This window comes from Sorangium sp. So ce321 (genome assembly GCF_051530195.1).
In the GTDB taxonomy this organism is placed as follows: domain Bacteria; phylum Myxococcota_A; class Polyangia; order Polyangiales; family Polyangiaceae; genus Sorangium.
On record NZ_CP150329.1, the window covers coordinates 150,348 to 170,369 of the forward strand.

The following is a 20,022-nucleotide window of genomic DNA, read 5'->3' on the forward strand; positions in this document are numbered from 1 at the left end:
GGGGTTCCTGGCGCCGCGGCAGCTCTTCGTTCGACGGCGCGCGTGCGGGTACAAGAGAGAGAGTCGAGCCGCAGAGGCTCGGAGGGCACAGAGGGCAGAAGAGCGCTGTGCCTCTGCGGTCGGCTCAGGTGCGTCGCGGGGCGCGCTACGAGCGCGGGCGGCTCCGCCGCGCGAGCGCGAGGAGGCCTGAGAGCGCCGCGGCGAGCGCGGCGGCGCCGCTCGGAGAGCGGGCCGGGCCAGAGGCGCTGCACCCCGCCGCGGCCGGCGCGAGGTCGCCGCCCGTGTCCGCATCGCCGTCGCCGATCAGCTCGGAGCCGTCGGACGACACCGGCAGCGCGTCGGGCTCGTGCAGGTCGCGCGCCGACACCGGCGCGTCGCGCAGCTCATCGCTCGTGAACGAGGTGGACAGCACCTCGCGCGCGCCGCCGTCCTCCGGCGCGAACGCCGCGTTCGCCGCGAGGCGCGCGGGGGAGCCGCCCGCGCTCGCGCCCTGAAATAGCGTGTTGCCGATGGCCACGTACCAGCTCCCGTCGAGCCAGCGCCCGTGCCCGAGGTCCGTGCTGATGCGCTCGGGCGCCCCCCCTGGCCGGCCGATGTAGCGCTTGCCGTCGTTCAGGAAGATGACGCCCCCGGCGTCGCTGAGGCCGTCGTGGCCGACCCGGAGCTTCGCCTGATCGAACTGGCTCGACTTCGTGAAGTTGCTGATCTGGTGCTCCTCGCCGTCAGCGGTCCGCAGCCATACCTGGTTGACGGCGCCGTCGGTCCGCAGGAAGCCCGCGTGGCCCGCGTGCAGCAGCAGCCCGGCCGAGCTGCTGGTGATCGAGTCGCCCAGGAACACCTCTTCTCCATCCGCCGTGTACAGGTAACTCGAGCTCCTGCGCCCGTCCCACCACCGGCCGGCGACGTTCGTCCCGTCGGTGATCGGCCGCTGCAGGTTGCCCCCGTGATCCGCGAGGAGCGACCCCCCGGGCCCCACGATCGAGCCGCTCTCGTAGGTCCCGAAATAGATCTCGCCGGAATCCGTGATGTCGGACTGGAACGGCGAGCGGCTGCCCAGGCTCGACCAGAGGAGGGTGTTGGTCCCCGTGGACAGCGAGTGCGCGATGGCCCGGTCGTCGCCGGTCGTGGTGAACACCGCCGTGTCGCCGTTCACCGCGTCGAGGCGCGCCGCGCGCGCGATGGTTCTCCGGGTGCCATTCACCCAGGCCAGGATGTAGCCGTTCGTCGCCTGGTACACGGCCCCGGTTGGCGTGAGCGCTCCATAGACCTCGCTGAGCGGGGCCTCTTCTTGCGGTATCGTCCCGAGCCACGTCACGGCCTGTGTAGCGCGCTCGACGATCCCGATGCGCCCGCGGTGATCCAGGACGAGGAGACGCGTCGCATCGAAATCGAGGATGGCGCCGGGAGCGCGCTGGACGACGGTGAGCTGCGGGCTCCGGTCGACGTGGATCGGACCGATCGTCCTCGAGACCCTCGGTCCCACGCCGTCCCAGGCCCCGATCGTGAGCGTGTACGTCCTGCCCGACGGGATCTGGTAGTAGTCGCCGTATCGCCACTCCTTGACGTAGAGCCGCCCCGGCACAGACGATGGCTCGGACCACGGCGCCTCGTTGACCAGCGAGACGTCCCCGTCGGCGCTGGTGAAGAATGCCGCGAGGCTCTGGCACTCGTACGGCGGCGTCGGGATGCACTTGGCGTCGAAGCGCCAGCCCGCCGTGAGGGTGTCGTTCGGTAGCACGTTCCATCCGAGGGTCGGCGGCGCCGAGTACCGGTGCAGGGTGCGCTGCGCGCTCGCCCAGTCGCCGAACGTGCTGAACGCGTCGACCGTCACGACGTGAGGGCCATAGGGAAGCTCGCCCCCGAGCTCGCCGAGATCGAACGACCCCTCGAAGTAGCCGTCCTCCGCCGGGGTGAGCTCGATGATGAGCCCTTCGAACTCCGCTTCCACATAGTAGAGCTCATCGGGCGACGACGACGCCGCGACACGCACCGCGATCGTCTCGCTCTCGATGAATTTGTTGCTCGGCTCGACGATCTCGACCGTGACGGCCGCGTCAGCGGCCCCGGCCGAGAGGGACAGGACAACAGCAATCGCGGTGCCAACGTGACGGCGGTAAGCTTGCATGGACCCTCCGTATTTCAGGAGGCTCCGGTGCACCCGCGGTCGCCATCATTCATCCATTTCGCACCGACCGAGCGCGCGGGGCCGGACTTGGCTTACTTACGCGCTCGCCGTCCGGCTGCGGGCCGTTCGTCCGAGGGGGGCTTCGCTACGCCTGGCACGCCCGTTGCTGAACCCGTTGTGCTCTGCGTCGACGAGAAGACCGGCATGCAGGCGCTGGAGCGTCGTTTCCCCCTGCAGCCGTGCTGGAGCGGAAGAGCCGCGCGCGTGGTCGCGGATCAGGTCGACCTCACCGCCGTCCTCCGGCGACGGATCAACGCCGAAAGCGCGGCTGCCAGAGCAACCAGGGAAGTCCCGAAGGACTCCCCCGAATCGGCCCCGCCGATTGCGCAGGATCCAGAATCAGCGCTACCCGTCGGGCCACCCTCCGTGACGCCGCCGCCCGTTCCACCGCTGCCGCCGACGCCGGGCGCGCCGCCGCTCCCGACCGCGGCGCCGCCCGACCCCGTGCTCCCAGCGCTCCCGCCACCCGTGCCGCCCTGACCCGGTCCGCCGCCCCCACCCTCGCCACCGGCTCCGCCTGCGCCACCGCTCCCCCCCGCCCCACCGCTGCACTGCTCTATCTCGGGATCGACCGGCCCGGTCTTGTCGAGACCCAGAAAGGGGATGACGTGCTCGGCGGGAAACAATGCGTCGGATGGGCCGTGATCGCCGCCGATCGAGGTGAACGCGTCGAGGACCACGTAGCCACACTCATTCTCCCAGCGCTGCCGCGTCGCATCGTGGTTGCCGAGCCGGACTCCCATGTCGGTCGACGTCGGGCTCGCGCTCACGCCCAGAACATTGGTCCATTGCTTGATGGCCTCCGTGTGGTTCGGGTACCTGATGATGCTGTCCGCATCGCCGTGGAAGATCTGCAGCCGCGGGCGATGTCCCGTGTACCCCGGGGCCAGCGCACGAGCGATGTCCCCCCATTCTTGCGCCGTGTGGGTCACCGAGCCGCCCGCGCACGCCCCGCTGTATCCTCCGTTATTGCCTGACTCGCCAGCTGCGCGGCACCCGGCCGGCATGCCCGCGAACGCGGCGCCTGCTTTGAAGACGTCCGGGTAGAGGGCGAGCAGGAGCTCGGTCATCATGCCGCCGGACGAATCACCCGTCGCATAGACGCGATCCGCGTTGCCCCCGTACGTCTCGAGCGCGAATTTCACCATCTGCCTGATGGCGTGGCTGTCGCCGCCGCCTTCGCGCGTGCGGGTCTTGTCCGACACGACGTCCCAGCACCTTCCGCTGCTGGGGACGACCATGATGAAGCCATGCTCGTCCGCCGCGTCGACGATGCCCCCGCCCCGCGCCTGACCAAACACCGCACCGGCGGTCCCGCCGCAGTAGTGCACCAGGGTCAGGATCGGAGGGTTCGGCGCCACGTGGTCCGGCACATAGACGTGCATGCTCACGTCACCAGGTAAACCGTCCACTCCCCAGTCGTCGACCATCTGCAACGTCGCCGCTCCCGCGGAGGGTACCGACCCCAGCATGGCTGCCAGCAAGGCGCCCCACGTAGTCCAATTTCGGATCATGATGGATCTATCTCCAACGAATGAAGTTTGCTTTGCGGCTACAGAACAACCGCCACGGCGTCCACGACCAAGGTCCCGCCCAGCACTTTGACCTGAACGGTGTGTGCACCACGACCAAGCCCACGGAGTGAAAACGTCTGGTAGAGCTCCTTGGAGGCCAGCGTGCTGGCCGAAGAATCGACGACCTGTCCGTCCACCGTGACCTCCAGCTTCGCCGAGCCGTTGTTCGGACCCAGAATGTCCAGCCCAGTGCCCGTGAATGTGTATTCCAGCGTGGAGCCCGTCCCTCGGCTCGTGGAGAGGGAACGCTGATAATTGTACATGCTCTTGCCGTTCTCATGAGCCCACGCGCCGCCGTAAACCAGCTTGGGCGAAGGCGAGGGAGCCAGATCGTTCATCTCGAGATCGTCGAGCAGCTCAGAATAGTACGGGGCATGGCCGTCGACTGTCTCCACCTTCAGGTTGTCAAAACGGGTGAAGTAATAACCGCTGGCCAGGTCGACGCGACCGGAAAGCCTGGGATTAGGATCGGTGTAGGTGGCGAGCGTCACGCCGTCCAGAAAGGCAGTGACCTTGTTCTCCACGGCCTGAATGGCGATGTTGTGCCATGCGTCGTGAGCGGCGTCGAAGCCGTTGATCTTCGCGCCGCCAGAGCCGCTGACCACATTCCCGCTGGCCACGGACGTGCCGTCGACCAGCAGCTGCCAGCCGCCGTCGAACCAGAACTTCAGAAAATAGGGGGTGCCGTTGATGTAGTGGGAGTTGCCGCCGCCCTGTTGCCGGGCTCCGATGGCAGCGTAGTTGTTGCCGCCCTGGGTGCTGTTATTTTCAAATGAGACGTCGACGCTGGCCTTGTAGTCGAGCCACCGGTTGTCTCCGATGGCTGTGATCGGGTTGCCTTCGTTCCACGTGCCTCCGAGCCCCATCGTCGGCCGATCTACCTGCTGGCGCAGGACGAAGTTGCTGGAGCCGTCGGGGAGATACGCTTCGAACGCGCCGTTGCGATCGCTGGCGTAGCGGGGGATCACGCTCTGGGGTCCGCCGCGGGACGCTATATAGCTCTCGGTCCCCGTGATCTTGCCGCCTGACCCGAACACCGGGACGGTCCTGGTGGAATAGTCGAACTTGTCGGCGTACAGAACCTTGTCGGACGTGTTCTGAGTCGAGCCGTTCGCATCTGTGTCGAGCACGGTGCGCGCACCCTCTACCGGCAACGGTTGATTGTGTGCCGCGTCTCCAGTGTTCGCCAACGTGGTGGCGGTCAAGATCGAGTAGGGGTCGACAATGATGGTGTAAATGCCGCTGGCGTCGGCGGACATGTTGCAGCGGTACTTCATGTAGTTGCTGTTGAAGGCTGCTCCCGGGTCTGCCGCGCGTGTCTCCCAGAGCTCCAGGGCGGGGTTGCCCGCATAGTCCATGTTGACCGCCTGGAGCTCGTAGGTCTGCGCGCGCTCGCTGTCGTTGATGAAGATGGTCGAGAAATTGCGCTTGTCGGGAGCGGCGAGCGTCATGTAGCTGGGGGTGCCGTTGCGTCCATTGACAGGGTTCGTGCCCGTCGCGCCGGTGTCGCTGGATTGAGGCACCACCCTCCAGATCCCCGCGGTGTTGTCCTGGTTCTCCCAGCCGGTCTTCGCAAACCAGCTGAAATGCCTCAGGATGTCCAGGCCTGCGTCATAGTGGATCCAGCCCGACCATGGGTCGCGTGCGCTGAGCAGTTCTTTGAAGGAAAATTGCCCACCTTCGTAGAAGGAGCCGATGGCCGGCTGGTAGATGAAGTGAGTCCGGCGGGAGTTGACGAACCCCTTGATGATGGTGTTGCCCATCTCCAGCGGGCCGTTGATGCCGCCGATGCCGGTGCCTGCCACCGTGGGATCCTTCATGTTGTTGCCGGGTCGGAAGGCCGTGTTGCCAAATGTGGCCTGGGCCTCGCTGTTCCAGACCTCCTTGTCGAGCTGCTCCGCGACCTTCTTGAAGTTGCCCGCGCCGTCGTCATCCGTGTTGTAATGGTATCCGGCGACCGCCACGGCGCTCCGCAGGGCGGCGTCGCTCATGATAGTGCCGCCGAACGAGCCGACCCCGACCTCGTCGGAGATCACGACCTTGATGCTGTTGTACAGCGCTTGCTCTGTCGCGTCATCGAAGCCAGCGGTGTCCGCCTTCACCCGAGCGGCATATTGCTTGGTCCACGTCAAATCCGGCGTGCGTTCGTTGAGGCCGGGGTTGACGTAATCGACCATGTAACCGTAAGCGCGGTACGCGGCCAGAATGGTATTTTTATACCAGGTATACACCTTGTCGTTGTTGTTTGCCCAGCCGGGAGCGTTCCAGCGCAGGATGCTCACCTTGAGATCGGGGTTGACCTTCCTGGCGTCGGCAGCGAGCTGGAAGCCGGGGCTCCGCCTGACATTGGCCGCTTCATTTGCCAGCCGCATCGTGGCGGCGTCCGGGCCGGTGGAGTTGTTTCGGTCGTTGCCCATCTCGACCTTGACGTGCGTGATGATGGGCCTTGCCCCGCCGAACAGGATCTTGAGCAGCTCCGCATATCGCTCGGGGTGCTCGGCCTTGTAATCCATCAAGAGCTCGCTGGTGCCGTTGGCGCTGAGGACGCCGAAGCCTTTGAATGTGAGGCCGTTGATGTTGCCGCTCTGAATATCGTTGCCGTCCAGTGAAATACTGGTCGCCGACCCGACGTCTGTGAGCTCTTCGCACGCGACTGGAGAGATCGTCTCACCCGAACCGGCTTGACCCTCGCCGCCGGAGCCGCCGCTGCCGTCGGAGGCGCCGCTGCCGCCGGTCGAGGTCCCGCCTGGACCGGCGGTGGCGCCGCCGGGCGAGGGGGTCGAACCACCTGCGCCGCCTGGATCGCCGCCGACCGACCCGCCTGCTCCACCGTCCGTGCCAGCGCCCGGCGATGAGCTCTCACCGCAGGCCAGCGAGAGCGCCATGAAGCAAAGAACCAGCGAGGATACATTCTGCTTGGCCATCGTTTTCTTCTCTCTTCGACATTCTGCGAGTGCGCGAAAATAGCGGAATAGCGGTGCGCCCATCATCCGATGGCGCATCGCTGGGCGAATTGAATCGAGTCCAGCCCGCCGCGCCCGGTCAGGGGAAGGGGGAGGCAAAAGGAAGGACGATTCGAGGATCTCGATGGCGGATCGCCACGCTCACCTCAGGTGACGAAAGTTTCCTCGTGCCAGGCGCCTCCCTCCCGGGAAAGTGGCGCCGCGTCAGCAACTCATCGACGCATCGAATCGACCGCGTTCACTCCACAGGTTGCAGGAGGCAGCTCGTGCCGCGTCGCGATCGAGCATGCAGAGGACATCGAAGCGCCGACGGCTGTGTCTCGTGCATGAGGCCCCCTCTGGTTACGTCACGCCAGCGCGAAGCTCCGCCTTCGAGCAGACGATGGCGAAGCTGGTAGACCATGCGAACGGAGTCGGTGCCCAGATCGATCGGATGATGAAGGTGTCGGTGCTCACGACGGACCCATCCATGGCGAGTGGCGAAGCAAAAGGATGCCGATGGGGCGTATTGTGAACGCTCACATGACCAGCGTCAATTCCAATCGACGGGCCCGCGGTGGGCTCCAGTCCGAGGGAGAACAAGGCTGGCGGGGCGCCTCTGGAGCGCGGCGTCACGAGGTGCGGGCGCGAGGCGCCGCGGGACGTAAGCCTCGTCGCCTCGACGACATCCCGGACTGGCCGGGACCCCTGGCGGGCGGCGCTACGCCGCCAGCGCCTCGGTCAGCTTCCAGAGCCGCTCCTGCGCGGCCTCGTCGAGCGCCGCCGTCACCGCCGGCAGGATGCGGCTCTTCTCGAAGTACTCCCCCGTCACCCCGGCGAGCTCCGGCGCCGTGGCGACGTGGAGCGAGCACGCGGCGCCCTGCTCGGCCGTGAGCAGGAACAGATTGAAGAGCTTCACGACGATCTTCGGGAACTCGCGCATGAGCTCCGTCGCGACGACGCCCGGGTGGACCGCGTTGACCGTGACGCCGGTGCCCTCGAGCCGCCGCGCCAGCGCCTTCGTGAAGAGCACGTTGGCGAGCTTCGACTGGCTGTACGCCGTGCCCGCGCCGTACTTCCGCCGCTCGAACTGCAGATCGTCCCAGCCCATCTGGCCGCGATAGTGCAGCTTCGACGACAGGACCACGATCCGCGACGGCGCGCTCTGCTTCAGCAGCGGGAGGAGCTCCTGCGTGAGCAGCCACGTCCCGACGTGGTTCACCCCGAACGTCGCCTCGATCCCGTCCCTGGTCGCGGCGCGCGAGCGCTGCCACACCCCGGCGTTGTTCACCAGGACGTCGAGGCGATCGCGCTTCGCGCGGAGCTCCTCCGCGAAGGCGCGGATGCTCGCCTTGCTCGCGAGATCCAGCGCCATCACCTCCACGTCCTTGCTGCCGGTGGTGCGCGCGATGTCGTCGCGCGCGGCCTCGGCCCTGCCTGTGTCGCGGCACGCCAGCACCACCCTGGCGCCGCGCTGCGCGAGCCCGCGCGCCGTCTCCTTGCCAATGCCCGTGTTGCCGCCCGTGACGACGCAGACCTTCCCGTTCATGCGCTCTCTCTCGCTCCCTCGCAGGGGATGGTCGCGAGCGGCCTGCCTCGCCCCTCTCCGGCGAGAGAGACAAGACACCCCCGCGCCCCCCGCGGCGCCATTCGAACAGCGTCGTCCGGAAAGCGCAAGCCGCGAGGGGACGCCTGGCTCAGCGGCCCGGCGCGCGCCCCACCTCGGCCGGGCCGGCGGCGCTCGCGACCGCGCTGCGCATGAACTGCATCGCGAGCTCCGCGGCGTCGCGCTCGTGGAACAGGACGAAATGGCCGTCCTCCCCGCGCGTGGCGGGCACCTGCACGAACGCCGCCGTGGCCTGTCCACCGGCGATGTTGCCGCGGACGGGCCACTCCGGCGGCGCGGCGCGCAGGAACGGGAGCACCCCCGCGGCCGCGCGGACAGGGCGGAGCGGCGTCGCCGCGAGCGCGGTCGCCAGCGCGACGGCTGTCTCGGGCGGCGTGTACGTGTCGGCGAGGCCGCCGAAATGGAGCACGTTCTGGGGCCTCCGGCCGGGCAGGGGCTCGCGGTAGAGGCGCGCGTAGCTCTGCGGATCCACGGGATCGACGAGGCTCTGCACGAGCGTCATGAAGGGGTGGAACTCGGTGAGCTCGCCCTCCCGGAGCCCCAGCGCGGCCTCGATGAGCGGCATGAACGGGAGATCTCCGCGGCGGAGGATGCCGAGGCGCGCGTCGCCGCCGCACCCGGAGAGGATCACGCCGCGGAAGAGCGGGTCGAGCGCCGCCTGCGCCGCCGCCGACTGGCTCCCCTGCGAGTGGCCCGCGAGCAGGACGCGGCCGCCGTCGAAGCGGGGCGCGGCCCGGCCGGGCACCGCGCCGAGGAGCCGGCCGCTGCCTCGCGGCCGCGCCGCCTTCGAGAAGTCGGTGCCGGCGATCAGCCGCGCGAGCAGGCTCGCGTCGACGCCGGCCTGGCGCAGGTTGTCGCGCGTCGCCGCGGGGTTCACGGGGTTGTAGAAGGCGAGCGCCGCCCCGAGCCGCTGGCCGCGGAACCGGCCCACCGGGATGCCCGCGATCGAGAAGGCCGCGGCGTCCCGGCTGCCGGGGCGCGCGCCGGGCGCGCCGGCGCCGCCGTGCAGGGGCTGGTCGGTGGAGACGGCGGCGATCCCCTGGCGGGCAGCCCAGCCGGCGAAGTTGCCCTCGCCGAGGAAATCCGTCGCGTCGCCGCCGGTGCCGTGCGCCGCGACGAGCAGCGGAAAGCCGCCGGGCGGCGGGCGCACCCTCGGCACGGTCAGCACGTAGCGGGCGCTGAGGAGGCCTCCGCAAGCGTCCGTCCGGTAGCGCGACCCGGGCGGGAGCTCGACGACGCGCGGCGCGCCCGCCTCGTCCGGCGCGAGGGTGCCGCCGCCCGAGAGGAACGGGGCTTCGGCGATCCGCGACTGGAAGTTCGGCGTGCAGTAGGTGCCGGTGATCGTGAAGTAGGACCGCTTTTCTGAGGACGGCCGCGGGTCGGGCTGCCAGGCGGCGCTCACGAGGCGCGGCGCGAGCGGCGGCGGGAGGCGCGTGGCCGCCTCGAAGAGGCGCTCGGAGACGGCGTGCGGCGCGCCCGTGCGGAAGAGCGCCACCGCGGCGATGTCGCCCCGCCCCACGCCGCGCGAGGCGAGGTAATCGAGGGGCGCGGCGTGCAGCGCGCGGGCGCGCTCCTCGACCGGGTCGGGGAGGGGGCCAGTCCATTTCAACCTCTCGAGATCGCGCGTGGTGCCGAGCAATCGCCCCTCCGGGTCGCCGAGATCGCGCCGGACGACGGCGAGATGGAGCGTGTCTGGCCGGAGCACGACCCCGGGCACCGGCTTCGCGGCGAGCGTGCCCGCGGGGATGAAGCGGAGCGGCGCTGCCACGTGACGGAGCTCGAGCGGGATGAGCGCGCCGCGCTCGGGGCTCCGCGGGTCGACGTCGATGAGGAACACGGGCGACGCGAGCGACATCGTGTCCGCCGGCCGGGTCGGGAGCCGGCGCGCGTCCGGCGCGGACGAGAGGTGAAAGTAGATGGCCGGCGCGACAGAGAAGCCCGCGCGGTCGGCCTCGGCCGCCGCGATGTACGAGGAGAGCAGCGCCTTCCCGGCGCCCGGGAAGGTGCTCCAGGCGATGGAGCCGTCGTCTCGGCGCCAGAGCTCGCTCGGCCAGGGAAGGGTGTAGAAGGCGGGCGGGCCGCGGCGGGGCAGCCGGAAGTCGACGCGCGAGGCGCCCGGGAGCGCGTCCTCCGGCGTGTACGGCGCGAGGGGGTCGAGCGGCGAGGCGCGGGGCGCGCCGGCCGCGGCGCTGCCGGCCGGCGACGCGGAGCAGGCGAGGAGCGATGACGACAGCGCGATCGCGGCGAGGAGCGGGTGCGCCGGGCCGGGGCGGGAGCGAGGGCGCATTGTACAGCGGCTGCAGAGTGGTGCTTCGTTTCCCGGGTTCGTCCCGGGCCCGGCAAGGACGTGTCGACGCGAAATCACATCGCCTTTGGGCCACGCCAACCCGGGAGGAACCTGGGGAGCCCTGTACTAGCACCGCGTCGCCCGAGGACGAATTTGCCGCATGACACCGACACCGGCGAGGCCAGGTTCGAGGCGAAGCGGCGAGGACCGCTCACGGCGGAGTTCGACGGGTTCAATGTGCAAGCTTCGCGAAGTTGCCGAGGCGCGGAGTCCTCCTCAGCAGCGGGAGAGGTCCGCGAGCATCTCGGCGGCTTCGGCGGAGAGCTCCACGCCCTCGAGGCCCCCGACGAACTCGCTCCACGCCGCGGCGTCGCCCTGCGTCAGCGCGAAGGCGACGCACACCACCCAGCCATCGAGCGGCGTCGTCGACGCCGTGCGCAGCTGCTGGCTCAGGGCCCGCGCATGCGACCGCGAGCGACGCCAGGACGACGGCAGCGAGCCGCGTTTCCGGGCGGACAAGGCATCTGGCAAGGCCCATTCGAACACCTCGATGGAGGAAGGAAAGCCCTGGGCCTTCGTTGATTGGCTCCTCTTCCCGCCGATTTCGTGCTCCTCGCACGGAGGGACGGATCGAGGCTGCGGCGCACCGCGTTTGGGTGCTCGCCTCGCCACCGTCTTGGCCGCGTTCGTGCTTGGCGTCCGCGGCGGCGCGCTCTCACACCTTGCACCGCGAGCGTGCATATTGCCGTCAACGGCGGCCATGATCAGATGGGCGCAGATCCGAACGCGCATGTGACACGTAGGGCGCCTGCGGCCAGCGCGCCTCCTCTTTTTGATGGATCCGCCGCGGCGGTTCCCCAAAAGCCGCCGGCGCGTCGAGATTGATGTTCACGCGCTCGGTCCTCCAGTGGATGTACTTTTGTGTCGCTGCTGTACGCGCTTTTTGCTTGATTCAATGATCCGGCCCCGCGTATCGTCGTGAGTTGGACAGGAGGTCAATTCATGAAGAAGCTCTTCGCGTCGCTGGCGTTGTCATTCGTATCGATGGTGGTCGCGGGCTGCATGTCCGGGGTGGACGACGGCGAGGTGGAGGGGGGCCAGGTGGCCGGTGAGGAGAGCACGCTGAACGAGAGCGCCGGCGACGAGAATGTCGGCGAGGCGGCCGACGCGATCATGCGTGACGCATGGAACGGGAGCTGCGCCGAGACGCTGAGCCTGCGCACCGCGCCGAACGGCGGCTACGCCTGCGGGTACCCCATCTACTACGGGACCCTGCTCTGGGTTTACTCCGTCCATGACTCGTGGGCGTACGTGTACGTCGGCAGCAGCAGCGGCTGTGCCGGTATGTATGGCTACGTGCTCAAGGATTACGTCAGCCGGAGCTGCATTCCCTAGCCAGATCCCTAGGGTAGAGGAGAGACCAAAGAAACGCCGTGTCCTCTGTCGCGGCTGAGGCACTCCCCTCAAACTCTTCGGAATATTCACAGGGAGGCAGGGAGACGGGGAGGGAAATCGTCAAAATACTCCCTGTCTCCCCGCCTCCCTGTTCAATCTACCCCCATCACAGCACGTCCTCGATCCGGACCGGCAAATGGCGGATGCGGCGCCCGGTGGCGTGATGGATGGCATTGACGATCGCGGGCGCCACGCCGACCATCACCACCTCGCCAAGACCCTTGAGGCCCAGGCTGTTGAGGACCGGGTCCGGCTCGTCGATGAACTCGGCCTCGATCGACCCGATGTCCGCGTTGACCGGGATCACGTACTCCTCGAGATCGGCGTTGAGGAACCCGCCGTATCGGGCATCCACCTCGCTCACCTCGCGCAGCGCCGCGCCGATCCCCCAGACCACGCCGCCGATGACCTGGCTGCGCGCCGTGCGGGGGCTGATGACCCGGCCGCAGTCCACCACGCTCACCACGCGCGGGACGCGGATCCGCCGGGTGCGCGGCTCGATGTGCACCTCGACGAACTGGGCGCAATAGCTCAGCGAGACGAACTCGGGATAGGCCGGGCCGACGGCCGAGACGTGCCCTTCTGCGACACGGCCGAAGATCGAGTCCGGCTGGCCAGGCGCGCGGTGACGCGCCTCGACATCGACATGCGACCTGCCGGCGTCGCGCAGGATCTGCTGGAAAGCGCGGTCCGCCGGGCCGTCGCCCGCGAGCCGCTGCAGCTCTTGCACCATGTTCAAGGCCGCCTGGCGCACCGCAGGCAGGGTCGTGGCGGACCCCCATGAGCCGGCGGTGAGGTGCTGGGGCACGACGCCGGTATTTCCGACAAGGATGTTCACCGCGCCGGCCGGGACGCCGAGCTCCATCGCGACCGTGGCCGCGATGGCCGTACGCATGCCCTGGCCCATCTCGTGCCCGCCGACGCTCACGAAGATCTCGCCCGCGTCGGTCAAGCGCAGCATCGCGATGGCCGGCGCGGTCGCCGCCTTGTACGCCCCGAGCGCGACACCCCACCCGATGAGCGTGCCGTCGGCCAGGCGCATCGAGCCCGGCTCCGGCGTTCGCCGCTCCCAGCCGAACCGCTCGGCGCCCCGCTCCAGGCATGCCACGACGTGCCGGGAAGAGAAAGGTAGGCCGGTCAGCGGGTCCGTCGGCGCATCGTTGGCGACGCGGAGCGCGACAGGGTCACGCCCGAGCGCGTACGCCAGCTCGTCCACGGCGGTCTCGAAGGCACACGCGGCGATGTGCTCGAAGGGGGCGCGCGCGAAGCCCGGCGTCTGGATGTCGTTGCGGACCAGGCGCTCGCGGCCGCGGAAGTTCGGGATGCCGTACAGGCGCGCGGTCAGATCCGCGTAAATCAGCGGGAAGAGGTCATGGCGCGAGGTCTGGTGATCGACCTCGTGCACGGCGGCCACCATGAGCCCCGACGCATCGGCCCCGAGCCGCACCGTATGGCGGCTGGCGGGGCGGAAGCTGGCCGTGTTGAAGATCTGCGCCCTGGGCACCACCAGCTTGACCGGCCGCCCGAGCTCGCGCGCCGCCAGCGCGACGAGCGCCGTGTGCGCCTGCAGCGAGTTCTTCTGACCGAAGCCTCCGCCGGCCGTCGGCGAGATCACCCTGACCCTGCCCGGAGGCAAACCGAAGATCTGCGCCAACCCGTTCCTGATCGCCTCGGCGTTCTGCGTCGATTCGCGGATCGTGAGCGTCCCCTCGGACCACTCCGCCACGGCGGCCAGAAGCTCCATCGGGTTCTGGTGCTGGGGAGGGCCTTGAAATGTCGTGTCCACACGCACCGCGGCCGTCGACAGCGCGCCCTCCGCATCGCCGACGACCCGATCGGCGAAGGCCGGCTTCGGCAACGGGGAGTCCGCCTGCGCGAGGATCTCCGCGCCGGGCGCGTCCAGCGTCACGCTGATGGCGTCTTGCTCGTACGTGGCGCGAACGAGCGCCGCGCCCTCTCTCGCCGCTTCGAGCGTGTCGGCCACCACCAGCGCGATCGGCTGGCCGCGATAGGCGATCGCGGCGCCGAGCATGGGCAGCAGGCTTTGAAAACCGTAGCCGCCGCCCATCACGTACCCGGGTGACTTCAGGCCCGCCGTGTCGAGGTGGGTCAGGACCAGCCGCACGCCGGGGACGGCGCGGGCCGCCCCACTATCGATGCTCACGACGCGACCGCGGCCGATCGTCGCCACCGCGAGCATCGCGTGGGCGAGCCCGGGGACGACATGGTCGGCGGCATACTGGGCCGCGCCGCGCACCTTCTCGCGCGCGTCGACCCTCGGGATATCCGGATTGCTCATGGCTGCTCTCCCCTCTGTCGCGCGATCATCAAGGCGTCCGTGACCGTCCGGATCCCGAGCTCGATCTTGAAGGCGTTGTGAACACCCGGCCTCGCGGCCGCGAACGCCGCCTGGCCGGCGCGCTGCGCGACGTCCTCGGTGAGCGGCTGACCGAGCAAAGCGTCCTCGGCCTCCGGCGACCGCCAGGGCCGGGTCGCGACGCCGCCCAGCGCGACCCGCGCTTCGGCGACGACGCCGGCGTCGACCCGGACGGCGACGGCCGCCGACGCGAGCGCGAACGCGTAGGACTCGCGGTCGCGGATCTTGTGGTAGGTCGACGCGCGGCCCGCCTGCGACGCCGGCACGCGAATGCGCACGATCAGCTCGTCAGGGGCCAGCACCGTCTCGACCTCCGGCGTGGAGCCCGGCTCCCGGTGCAGGCCGAGGAGGGGGATCGAGCGCTCGCCTCGCGGGCTCAGCGTGTCCACCACCGCGTCGAACGCTGCCAGGGCCACGCCCCAGTCCCCCGGATAGACCGCGGCGCAGGCGTCGCTCGCGCCGAGGAGCGCGCTGCCGCGGTCCACGCCGTCGCGCGCCGCGCACCCGCTGCCGGGCGCCCGCTTGTTGCAGGGAAACACCTCGCCGCCGCGGAAATAGGGGCAGCGGGTTCGCTGCAAGAGGTTTGCGCCCACCCGCGCCATGTTGCGCAGCTGCTGCGAGGCGGCCTTCCACAGCGACTCCGACAGCGCGGGATAGTCCTCCTTCAGCCGGCGATCGGCGGCCACATCGGTCATCCGGGCCAGCGCCCCGAAGACGAGCTCGTCCGGACCGGAGGTGTCGAAATGGGCAAGCGCGTCGAGGTGGGTGATGTCGATGACCCTGAGAGGGGCCTCGACGCCGAGCTTCATGAGATCGTAGAGCGTGGTCCCTCCCGCCAGGAACCGGGCTCCGGGGCCGCCGTCGGCCATCGCATCGACCGCTTCAGCCGGCGTCGAGGGCCGTATGTACGTGAAGCTTCGCATGATCAGGTCCCCTCGATCTCCGGAGCCGCTTGCTGGATCGCGGCGAGGATCGCGGGATAGGCGCCGCACCGGCACAGGTTGCCGCTCATGTACTCCCGGATCTGCTCCGCGGACCCGGCGTTGCCCTCGCGGACACAGGCCACCGCCGCCATGATCTGGCCGGGCGTGCAATATCCGCACTGGAGGGCGTCCTGATCGATGAAGGCCTGCTGCAAGGGGTGCAGCGGCCCATCCGCCGGCGATAGCCCCTCGATCGTCGTGATCTCCCGGCCTTCGGCCTGCACGGCGAGGGTGAGGCAGGAAGCGACGCGGCGGCCATCGAGGTGCACGGTGCACGCTCCGCACTGGCCGTGGTCGCAGCCCTTCTTGGCGCCGGTCAGCTGGAGCTGCTCGCGGAGCACATCCAGCAGAGAGGAGCGTCCGTCGATGTCGAGCTCGGCCCTCGCGCCATTGACGGTGAACCGGACGGTGGAGTCCGCGTTGCTCGCAGGGAGGTCGGCGCCCGAGCAGGCGGTCTCGTGCAGCGACAGCCCGCTGGCCGCGGCGGTCGCCACGGCGATCGAGCCCGCCGTGAACTGACGCCGGGTGATCAGGCCGGCCGCCGGATCGGCGTCGGAGCTCGATTCACCGGCGGTCTCCTGCTTCGATTGCGCTCCAGGAACAGGCGATGACGGATCTGTCTTGTCGTGCATGATCATCTCCCCGCAGCGGCCCTCGGTGGCGAGCGGAAACACGACGAGCCGGCGCTGCCGAGCTGGGGACGACTCGTCTCGTCGTCACCATGCCCCCGTGCATCCCACCAGGCCAACGAATAGGATATATGCGTCATATGAACGCCGGTTATGGGAGAGACCTCGACCTCAACCTCCTGCGCGTGTTCGCGGTGGTGGTGGACACGGGCAGCGTCACCGCGGCGGCGCGCCGCCTGTACCTGACCCAGCCGGCGGTCAGCGCGGCGCTGCGCAGGCTGACCACCGCGGTCGGCGCTCCGCTGTTCGTGCGGCGCGGGCGCGGCCTCGCCCTCACCAGCCGGGGCGAGCGGCTGCACGCGACGCTGGTGCCTCACCTCCAGGCGATCGTCGACGCCGCGCTCAGCGAGCCGCACTGGAACGCGGCGACCAGCGAGCGCACGCTGCGCCTCGGCCTGTCCGATACAACGGAGGTATGGCTGCTGCCCGCGCTGATCCGCGTCCTCGCGCGCGAGGCGCCGCGGATGCGCGTCGTCTCCATCCCGGTGCAGTTCCGCACGGTCGCGGCGGCGCTCGCGAGCGGCCTCGACGCCGCGATCACCGTCGCCGACGAGCTGCCCGCGACAGTGCGCCGCCAGCCGCTGTTCTGTGGCGGCTTCGTGTGCCTCTTCGACCCGCGCCACACCCGCCTGCGCCGCGCGCCGACAGCGGAGGACTACTTCGCGCTCGATCACGTGATCGTCAGCTACAACGGCGACCTCCGCGGCATCGTCGAGGACGTGGTACAGCGCCAGCGCAAGATTCGCTGCTCCGTCTCGACGTTCGCGAACCTCGGCGCCTTGCTCGACGGCAGCGCCCTCATCGCGACCGTGCCGACCACGATCGCCGCGCAGATCCGCGAGACCCGCCCGCACCTCGCCACGCGCCCGCTGCCCTTCGTGATCAAGGGCTCGCCGACGGAGCTCCTGTGGCCGTCGAGCACCGACGACGACGACGCGTGCCGGTTCCTCCGCGGCAAGATCGTCGAGCTCGCGCGCTCCTCGTCGCCGAAGCCGAAGCGAGCCTAGTACAGCGTTCCCCAAGTTCGTCCCTGGATCCGGAGTGACCCAGCCGAGGCCCTCGCGAGGGTCCGCAGCCTGAGCGTGGCGAGCACCTGCGCAGCGGTTACGGTCTGCGAGGCGAGATTGCCTGGTCATCTACGATGGTGCGCACTTTTGAAGCCATCGGCTCGGGCCAGGTCCCACGCGCGTAGGTGCCCCGAGCTCGCGCAAAACCCGTCCTGCTGCCCGCGCCGCTGCGCCAGAAGCTGGAGCAGACGGCGCGCTCGCCCAAGACCTCGCAGCGCGATGCGCAGCGTGCCCGGATCGCGCTCTTGGCCGACGAGGGATGGAGCAACGAGCAGATCCAACGCGCTGTAGCCTGCGACATCAAGACCGTGCGCAAGTGGCGCAACCGGATCGCAGAGCTTGCCGACGAGGCGGTGCTGCAGGACAGGACGCGCACGGGGCGACCCCCGCGCGTGGCGACCGCGGTGCACTACGAGCTCATCAAGTTGGCTTGCAGCCGCCCCGATGAGCACAAGGTCCCATTCGAGCAGGTCTGGACCCTGGACCAGCTGGCCAAGGCACTGAAGTTGGAGACCGAGGTGGAGCTGAGCCGCACCGAGGTCTGGCGCGTGCTGCAGGGAGCCAGCCTCCGACCGCATCGCGTCCGACTGTGGTTGCACAGCCCGGACCCGGACTTCCGCGCCAAGGTCGAGGCGATCTGCAAGCTGTACCTGGAGCCTCCCGCAGGCGCGACCGTGCTCTGCGTCGACGAGAAGACCGGCATGCAGGCGCTGCAGCATCGGTTCCCCATGCAGCCGTGCCGCAGCCGAAGAGCCGCGCGCCGGGAGTTCGAGTACCAGCGCCACGGCACGCTCACGCTGCTTGGCGCCTTCAACGTCAAGACGGGCGAGGTGGTGTCGCGCTGTGGACCGACACGCACCGCCGCCGATCTGCTCGCGTTCATGGACGAGGTGGCGGAGCGCTACCCCACGGGCGACGTCTACATCATCTGGGACAATCTAAACATTCACCACGGCGCCAGGTGGAACGAGTTCAACGCGCGGCACGGCGGGCGCTTCCACTTCGTCTACACGCCCATCCACGCGTCGTGGGTCAACCAGATCGAGCTGTGGTTCAGCGTCCTGAGCCGTCGGGTGCTCAAGCACGCCTCCTTCGCCTCCGCCGAGGAGCTGAGCCGGGGCGTGCTCGGCTTCGTACGCCAGTGGAACGAGCACGAAGCCCGGCCCTTCCGCTGGAAGTTCCGCGGCCAGTGGCGGGCGACCTTGCCATCGTACGCAGCGTGAGCTTCCGTGCGGACCGATGTCGAAGCCGCACGCCGCCCCTGAGCACGCCGACGCGGTCCGCTCCTACCTCCAAGCGCACGGACTGCAACACCTGAGGGCCCGGAAGTACGGCCAGATGGTGATCATCGAGTCGGGTCCTGAAGCCGACCCGACCGCGCACGCCAGGCTGCGCCGTGACACCGTCCACCTCTGGACGCTCGAGATCGCGACCCACACCGGCAAGTGGGAGAAGACCGGCTTCCGTGGCCAATGGCAGGACCTGCTCAAGCTGATGATGACCGACTTCCCCTGGACGCTCGCGGCCATCGAGTAGCTGGCCCGGCGGGGGCATTACGCCGCCGGACATTGCGTCGACGTTCAGCGACGAGTTCGCTTTGTTCATAGGCCCGGCCGGCTCAGCCCGTAGCGGGGCTGGCACATCGCCGATCCAGGGACGAACTTGGGGAACGCTGTACTAGTACAGCGTTCCCCGAGTCCGTCCCTGGATCGGCGGGGCGCCATCCGGCTACGATCGTGGCTGGCCGGCCGGGCTTGGATGCCCTCAGGCGATCCCAGGAAGAGGAGATAGATCATGTCGCACAAAGAGACCGTGTCGATTGTTGGGTTGGGTCAGATGGGCGCCGCGCTGGCGCGCGCCTACATCAACGCCGGTCATCGGGTGACCGTGTGGAACCGGACCCACAGCAAGGCAGAGCCGTTTCAGGGCCAGGCGAAGGTGGCGGCGACGCCCGAGCAGGCGTGCAGCGAGAGCGACGTGACGATCATCTCGCTGTCCAACTACGAAGCGAGCGACCAGGTCCTCCGCACTCCCCTCGTGGCCGAGGCCGCGAAGGGCCGGACGCTGGTACAGCTGACCAGCGGCACGCCCAATGACGCTCGCAGCGGGGCGGCATGGGCGTCGGGCGTCGGGATCAACTACCTGGACGGCTGCATCTTGGCTTACCCCAGCTACATCGGTGGTGAACAGACGGCGGTGTTCTACTCGGGTCCCCGGGAGCTCTATGACCGCCACGAGCCGACGCTGCGCGTCCTCGGCGGGGCCACCTCCCACGTCGGCGAGCCGATCGGGGCCGCGGCGGCGCTCGACTGCGCTCTCCTGGAGAGCTATTACGGCGCCACGCTGTCGTTCCTGCACGGGGCGGCCATCTGCGCGTCGGAGAAGTTTCCCCTCGACGCGTACTTCGCCAAGTTCCAGGCGATCACGCCGCTCATCTCGATCACCGCCGACATGTGCAAGAAGATGCTGTCGACCGGCGATTTCAAGGGGACCGACTGCACGCTGGACACTCACACCGGCGCCATCGAGCACATCGCGCGTCTCAGCCAGGAGAACAGCATCGACCGGCGCGTCCCGGAGCTCATCCTGTCCTACTTCAAACGGGCATTGCAGCTCGGCCACGGCGCCGATGAGATGGCCGCCGTGTTCAACGCCATTCAAGATCAGCCCCGCGGCTGACGGCAACGACAGCGGCGGCGGCCGTCGGGGAGCGGGAAGGGTGCGCGGGGGCGCGGAGGGGGCCCTTCCCGTCATGCCAGAATGCCCAGGACTGGCTTCCTCAAGAAGCCGGTGCGTATCGAGGTATGGCCCCACGCGAGCTCGGGCTACGGGCCCG

Annotated in this window: 15 protein-coding genes; 5 read left to right on the forward strand and 10 right to left on the reverse strand. The window is 69.2% G+C overall.

The window, feature by feature from the left end; translation table 11 throughout:
• Positions 1–145: 145 nt before the first annotated feature.
• The 7 genes from WME89_RS00585 to WME89_RS00615 form a co-directional block, all read right to left on the reverse strand.
• The gene (locus WME89_RS00585) at positions 146–2,125 is read right to left on the reverse strand and encodes a hypothetical protein (RefSeq protein WP_438007342.1); all 1,980 of its coding nucleotides are present in this window, start codon (positions 2,123–2,125) and stop codon (positions 146–148) included.
• Positions 2,126–2,400: 275 nt separating this feature from the next.
• A complete protein-coding gene (locus WME89_RS00590) occupies positions 2,401–3,657 on the reverse strand; it encodes an extracellular catalytic domain type 1 short-chain-length polyhydroxyalkanoate depolymerase (RefSeq protein ID WP_438007343.1) in 1,257 nt (418 codons plus the stop codon).
• Positions 3,658–3,737: 80 nt separating this feature from the next.
• Positions 3,738–6,683, reverse strand: coding sequence for a sugar-binding protein (locus WME89_RS00595; RefSeq protein WP_438007344.1), 2,946 nt, complete (start codon positions 6,681–6,683; stop codon positions 3,738–3,740).
• A 739-nt stretch (positions 6,684–7,422) separates the two neighbouring features.
• A complete protein-coding gene (locus tag WME89_RS00600; protein WP_438007345.1) occupies positions 7,423–8,250 on the reverse strand; it encodes an SDR family oxidoreductase in 828 nt (275 codons plus the stop codon).
• A 148-nt stretch (positions 8,251–8,398) separates the two neighbouring features.
• Complete coding sequence (locus WME89_RS00605) at positions 8,399–10,615, reverse strand: hypothetical protein (RefSeq protein WP_438007346.1); 2,217 nt, start codon at positions 10,613–10,615, stop codon at positions 8,399–8,401.
• Between the two features lie 276 nt (positions 10,616–10,891).
• A complete protein-coding gene (locus tag WME89_RS00610) occupies positions 10,892–11,134 on the reverse strand; it encodes a hypothetical protein (RefSeq protein ID WP_438007347.1) in 243 nt (80 codons plus the stop codon).
• 229 nt (positions 11,135–11,363) lie between these two features.
• Positions 11,364–11,507, reverse strand: a complete 144-nt coding sequence (locus tag WME89_RS00615) for a hypothetical protein (protein WP_438007348.1) — start codon at positions 11,505–11,507, stop codon at positions 11,364–11,366.
• A 110-nt stretch (positions 11,508–11,617) separates the two neighbouring features.
• On the opposite strand from WME89_RS00615, the gene WME89_RS00620 reads away from it, so the two are divergent.
• Positions 11,618–12,010: a hypothetical protein gene (locus WME89_RS00620; protein WP_438007349.1), complete on the forward strand. Its 393-nt coding sequence runs from the start codon at positions 11,618–11,620 to the stop codon at positions 12,008–12,010.
• A 166-nt stretch (positions 12,011–12,176) separates the two neighbouring features.
• On the opposite strand, the gene WME89_RS00625 is transcribed toward WME89_RS00620, so the two are convergent.
• Genes WME89_RS00625 through WME89_RS00635 form a run of 3 tightly spaced genes read right to left on the reverse strand, consistent with a single transcriptional unit; the run spans position 12,177 to position 16,062 of the window.
• Positions 12,177–14,369 carry a xanthine dehydrogenase family protein molybdopterin-binding subunit gene (locus WME89_RS00625; RefSeq protein WP_438007350.1) on the reverse strand — a complete coding sequence of 731 codons (2,193 nt, stop codon included), beginning with the start codon at positions 14,367–14,369 and terminating at the stop codon, positions 12,177–12,179.
• On the reverse strand, positions 14,366–15,370 hold the full coding sequence (locus WME89_RS00630; protein ID WP_438007351.1) for an FAD binding domain-containing protein: 1,005 nt from the start codon (positions 15,368–15,370) through the stop codon (positions 14,366–14,368). The genes WME89_RS00625 and WME89_RS00630 overlap by 4 nt, the downstream gene beginning before the upstream one ends.
• A gap of 2 nt (positions 15,371–15,372) precedes the next feature.
• Positions 15,373–16,062, reverse strand: a complete 690-nt coding sequence (locus WME89_RS00635) for a (2Fe-2S)-binding protein (protein WP_438007352.1) — start codon at positions 16,060–16,062, stop codon at positions 15,373–15,375.
• A gap of 137 nt (positions 16,063–16,199) precedes the next feature.
• Between WME89_RS00635 and WME89_RS00640 the strand changes: the two genes are divergently transcribed.
• The 4 genes from WME89_RS00640 to WME89_RS00655 all read left to right on the forward strand — a co-directional run bounded on the left by WME89_RS00640 (position 16,200) and on the right by WME89_RS00655 (position 19,865).
• A complete protein-coding gene (locus WME89_RS00640; RefSeq protein WP_438007353.1) occupies positions 16,200–17,126 on the forward strand; it encodes a LysR family transcriptional regulator in 927 nt (308 codons plus the stop codon).
• 185 nt (positions 17,127–17,311) lie between these two features.
• The gene (locus WME89_RS00645; protein WP_438005928.1) at positions 17,312–18,409 is read left to right on the forward strand and encodes an IS630 family transposase; all 1,098 of its coding nucleotides are present in this window, start codon (positions 17,312–17,314) and stop codon (positions 18,407–18,409) included.
• Positions 18,410–18,425: 16 nt separating this feature from the next.
• Positions 18,426–18,722: a hypothetical protein gene (locus tag WME89_RS00650; protein ID WP_438005929.1), complete on the forward strand. Its 297-nt coding sequence runs from the start codon at positions 18,426–18,428 to the stop codon at positions 18,720–18,722.
• 258 nt (positions 18,723–18,980) lie between these two features.
• On the forward strand, positions 18,981–19,865 hold the full coding sequence (locus WME89_RS00655; protein ID WP_438007354.1) for an NAD(P)-dependent oxidoreductase: 885 nt from the start codon (positions 18,981–18,983) through the stop codon (positions 19,863–19,865).
• Positions 19,866–20,022: the final 157 nt, after the last annotated feature.